General features: G+C 44.7%; 3 protein-coding genes and 1 pseudogene. 2 read left to right on the forward strand and 2 right to left on the reverse strand.

Going from position 1 to position 5,091, the window contains the following annotated elements:
* Positions 1 to 332: 332 nt before the first annotated feature.
* On the reverse strand, positions 333 to 2,222 hold the full coding sequence (gene ftsH / locus ACYTXL_RS00075; RefSeq protein ID WP_461922168.1) for an ATP-dependent zinc metalloprotease FtsH: 1,890 nt from the start codon (positions 2,220 to 2,222) through the stop codon (positions 333 to 335).
* Between the two features lie 212 nt (positions 2,223 to 2,434).
* On the opposite strand from ftsH, the gene ACYTXL_RS00080 reads away from it, so the two are divergent.
* Positions 2,435 to 2,980, forward strand: coding sequence for an NADPH-dependent FMN reductase (locus ACYTXL_RS00080; protein WP_461922169.1), 546 nt, complete (start codon positions 2,435 to 2,437; stop codon positions 2,978 to 2,980).
* A 517-nt stretch (positions 2,981 to 3,497) separates the two neighbouring features.
* Here ACYTXL_RS00080 and ACYTXL_RS00085 read toward each other — a convergent pair.
* Positions 3,498 to 4,616, reverse strand: coding sequence for a ferrochelatase (locus ACYTXL_RS00085; protein WP_461922954.1), 1,119 nt, complete (start codon positions 4,614 to 4,616; stop codon positions 3,498 to 3,500).
* A gap of 224 nt (positions 4,617 to 4,840) precedes the next feature.
* Here ACYTXL_RS00085 and ACYTXL_RS00090 point away from each other — a divergent pair.
* Positions 4,841 to 4,978, forward strand: a pseudogene (locus tag ACYTXL_RS00090) (zinc ribbon domain-containing protein); the annotation flags it as partial.
* Positions 4,979 to 5,091 lie beyond the last annotated feature (113 nt).

Genomic DNA, 5,091 nt, shown 5'->3' on the forward strand with positions numbered 1-5,091 from the left:
ATAAATCCTAATAGAGTTAAGCACGGTTGCATATATTTCTTATGGGATGGGCGAGATGTCATTGGGTCAACTTAAGCCTAAACCCTTTTAAAACCTCGTTTCCAACCTGAGACTGGAAATGCTCTTCATTGGGCTGCTGCCGCAAGGCAAGAGGCAGAGCCTCCAATTAGGCATTCCCAGTCAGAAACTCTTAACAAGACAACGAGACAACCTCTAAAAGCTAGCCTTCTGACTTTTGTCCAACAAGATTCCCCACTTAAAGAAGTCGGGAATGTGAGCCTTTAAATTTTCAGTAGTCTAAAGTTGATAGACTATTGACTTTTACCTGTTTCCTAATGAGGTACAGCCAATTTTACATCCGCTACCTGAGCATTTTCAACAACAATTTTGCGGAATAAATCGCCTTCAATTGTCTCCTGTTCTATTAACAAATCTACTAAACGCTCCAAAACGATGCGGTTGAGTTCCAACAGTTCTTTGGACTTGATATAACAATTGTTGACAATTTCGCGTACTTGTGAATCAATCTTGGCAGCAATTTCTTCCGAATAGTCTGATTTATTCATCCAGTCCCGTCCCAAAAATACCTCTGCACTCTGATTTTCTAAGGACAATGGGCCTAATTCTGACATCCCGAAGCGTGTCACCATCTGCCGTGCCATCCCTGTTACGTGTTGCAAGTCATTGCTTGCACCTGTGGTCACTTCTGGCTTACCAAAAACGATTTCCTCGGCGGCGCGACCACCCAAAGTAGCAGTAATCCGGGCTTTGAGTTGGGAACGCGAAATTAACCCCTGTTCTTCGTTGGGAGTAAACCAAGTTAATCCTAGCGCTTGTCCCCGTGGGATGAGTGTAACTTTCTGCACAGGGTCATGCTCTTTGAGCAATGTGCCCACTAAAGCATGTCCAACTTCATGATAGGCAATCAAGCGCTTGCTCTTGCTGTCTACCAAGGCGGTACCTTCCATACCTGCAACAACTCGATCTATAGCAGCATCAACTTCTAAAATGGTGACAGCTTCTTTGCGTCTCCTAGCAGTGAGAATGGCGGCTTCGTTGAGTAAGTTGGCTAAGTCTGCGCCAGTAAAGCCAGGAGTGCGGCGAGCGATCGCTTCTAATGATACGCTAGGATCAACTTTTTTATTCCGCGCGTGGACTTGCAAAATTTCCAGTCGCCCTTTCAGATCCGGTGGATCGACCATCACTTGCCTGTCAAAGCGTCCCGGTCTGAGCAGCGCTGAATCTAAGACATCTGGGCGGTTCGTGGCTGCAATAATAATGATCCCTGTATTACCTTCAAAACCATCCATTTCGGTGAGCAGTTGGTTGAGGGTTTGTTCGCGCTCGTCGTTACCGCCACCGATACCAGCGCCCCGTTGTCTACCTACTGCGTCAATTTCATCGATAAATATTAGGCAAGGAGCATTATCTTTGGCTTTTTTGAAGAGGTCACGTACGCGAGATGCACCTACACCGACGAACATTTCCACGAATTCTGAACCGGAAATACTGAAGAATGGGACACCGGCTTCCCCGGCGATCGCTTTTGCTAGTAAAGTTTTACCAGTACCAGGGGGACCAATTAATAGCACTCCTTTGGGAATACGTGCGCCTACGGACGTAAATCTTTCTGGCTGTTTGAGGAAAGTCACAACTTCTTCAAGTTCTTCTTTAGCTTCTTCAACCCCGGCGACATCTTCAAATTTCACACCAGTTTTTGCCTCCATTTGGAAGCGAGCTTTCGATTTTCCGAAATTCATCGCTTGGCTAGAAGCATTAGTAGAGCGCCGGAGGAACAATAGCATTAAAGCGAACAGGGGCAAAATCCACATGAGATTGATCAACAGCCCCACAGCAGCTCGACTGTTAGCAGAGGAAACTTCGCCAAAATCAACATTCTTATCTTTGAGTATGTTAATTAACTCTGTGTTTTGTGCCAGAAGTCTCACCTGTTGCGGTTGTGTATCATCCTTTTGTCCCTTGAGATAAACCCTTGCTAGCTGTTCGGTTTCGTCCAGCTCTAGTTTTTGGATTTCTCCCGCCTTCGCTTTTTTGAGCAAGTCGCCATAAGTTAGAGGGGTACTCTCTGCTTTTTGTGCCAAGACGGGAGTACTCCCGAAAATTCCTGGCAACATAATCAAACTAGCAGCGATTGCACCAACCCAAGCAACTCGCTTTGAGGACTGCTCTTTTCTCAATGCTTTTTTTCCCAAATTTGTCATAATAATTACCCTTTGTCTGCTGGCACAAGTTGAGCTATGGTTTTATGCCTATTCTTCTCTTCAAAATTGTAATAACTGGAAATTACACTTTTCTTATCTAGTCTAACTTCCACACAAAATTCCGACACAAATCGCTAAAATAACTATAGTCATAACGATTCCGTTTTAGAAAATCAGACGATAGTAGCTAGTTAATAGTTTGTGGGTTAATTATGGTGAAGATTGTTGGCATTGGTGGTAGTTTAAGACCAGGCTCCTATACCCAGCTTGCTTTACAAGTAGCAATGCAAAGGGTTGAAGCTGTGGGTGCAGAGGTAGAAATTCTCGATTTACAGCAGTTGCAGCTACCCTTCTGCACTGGCGCAAAGGAGTATCCAGAGTATCCAGATGTTCAGAGGTTGCAAGATACAGTCAGTCGCGCCGATGGGTTAATTTTAGCGACACCTGAATATCATGGTGGCGTTAGTGGTGTCCTGAAAAATGCTCTGGATTTGATGAGTTTTGATCAACTGGGGGATAAAGTCACAGGACTAATCAGCGTATTAGGTGGTCAGTCTAATAGCAACGCCCTAAATGACCTACGGCTAATTGTCCGTTGGGTACACGGTTGGGTGATTCCTGAACAAATTGCGATCGGACAAGCTTGGGGCGCTTTCAGTCCTGAAGGCAAGCTCCTAGATGAGAAACTCTCTCAAAGGTTTGATCAATTTGCTCAAAGTTTAGTTGATAATACTCGCAAGCTACGGGGCGTAAATTAGTTGTAGGATAGGCAAAGCTTTACTCATCCTAGTGACATACTCCTACACTGACTGCAAGCAGTGCAGTGTAGGCTTCTCACCCAATCCGGCTATTGCTTAGGAGGCGATGAGCTTTATTAAAGAGACGGAATGCCCTGCCGCCCCCATTTATTAATTTTAACTTAGATTTGTTCGTTTCCTCCACATCCCTTTTTCCCGTGCTTTACACATCCAAAAAGGGATAGTCGTCACCTTCACTCGCATTCATCTCACACTCCTAAAAGTGAGTGTGAGGCTTCTGCTGATCCAGCTAAACTAAGGGGTTTCCAACAAATAAACTATCCAATCTTGTGGGGCGGGCAGCGTTCGACTGACTTGTACTGAGCTTGCCTGCTCTGAGCCCTTCGACAAGCTCAGGGTAACACCTGTCGAAGGGTCGAAATAGCGCTCACGCCGAAGTCTTGCCCGCTTTAGCTTACGGGCGGGTGAGACACCCACCCCACAAGAAATTATTGGATGTTTTTGATTTGGAAGTCCCTTAATGGTGGTGATGGTGGTGATGGTTCACCTCAGCTACTTGAGGATTAACTGCCAAAGATTGGTCTGACAACAGCTGTGCAATATAAGCATCAGCCCATTGCGCTACCATCGCCAAAAATTGCGGATGGTCGTTGACGCAAGCCATTTGCACGTAGTTCGTACCAGGATGCTGTTTTTCTAAACTATGGATGATATGGTGTACATCCAATAAAGTTTCGTGGTTTTCTGTAGCAAAGCCAATTGGCATAAATATCACTACTTTCGCACCCAATTGAATCAGGTTATTTGCCGCTTGCTCTGCATTTGGCTGTGTCCAATCAATTAAAGGTGTATCGTGATTTAGCCAACCCACTGAGATTAAGGGATAGCGGTTAATCAACTTATCCCGAACCAAATCATACATCGCTTCGCTTTCGGCAATCCCAGAAGTAAATCCTTTAGCTTTATGAGGACAACCGTGGTTCATTAACACAATGCCGATTTGAGAAGGTAGATAAGCTGCTGCTAACTCAGCAATTTTCTCCTCAACCAGATGAGCCATTAAATCGATGTAGGCTGGTTCGTTGAAGAAAGAAGGAATATAGCGCTGTCCTTTAACCCAGTGTTCTTCACCATCAGTTAATTCAACCAGAGCGTTGTTAACTTGCTCGATCGCAATTCCACTAGTAAAGATAGAATCAACAACTAGCAGTGGGTAAATTAGCAGCTTATCGAAGCCTTGGTTTTTGATTTCTGCCAGGACTTGATTTGGTAGGAAAGGAGCGCAGAAGTTGAAAGCCTTGAAAACTTGGACATTATCACCCCATTTTTCTTGTAAATTCTTCTCAATCCCAGCACGCTGCTGTTCAAAGATGGCATTGTGTGGGGAGATAAAATCGTGGTGTGTGTGTCCCCACTCGTGGCGGTCAAATAGCGCCAAAAGTTTTGCCAAGGGGGGATAAATCCAGGTTGGTACTGGTGCAAATTTTGCTGTCAGTAGATTTAAAGCCTGTTCGTTATAGTTGGCGAAATCTTCGTAGCTTTCGACTTCGCCGTAGCCCATGAGCAATACGGCTACACGGTCTTTACCTGATAGATGCTCGTAGGTATGTTGTACTTTTTCCGGCGTGGCAACCACAATCAGTTCCTCTATATAACCAAAGTGCAGAGAGATATGAAGTTAGGGAATAGTTGAACATCCCCCCTACTAGTAACATATTATCCCATCCAGGGGGATAGGATAGGTGGAAAAATGAAAATAAGAACAAACACATGGTTATGTTGAATACAAAACCTGTGGGTGGCGACTTTCTCAAGACCGCAGATACATCACTTTCTCGGATGGGTTTAAAGCAGGAACCAAAATCTCTTAGGACTAGAACCCATATTTGTACTCATTGTGGGCATACCCAAGATAGAGAGTGGAATGCGGCACGAAACATATTAGAAAAAGGACTAAGTACGGCGGGTCACGTCGGAACTAATACCGTTTTACTTTAATAATGATACAAATACGTTGGTAGGGGCACAGCAATGCTCATTGGTGTCAACTTAAGAAGATTTTGCCCAAATTTGTTGGGTGTAAGCGTCAATCTCTCGATGGCGCTTACGCC

Source organism: Nostoc sp. (genome assembly GCF_054880495.1).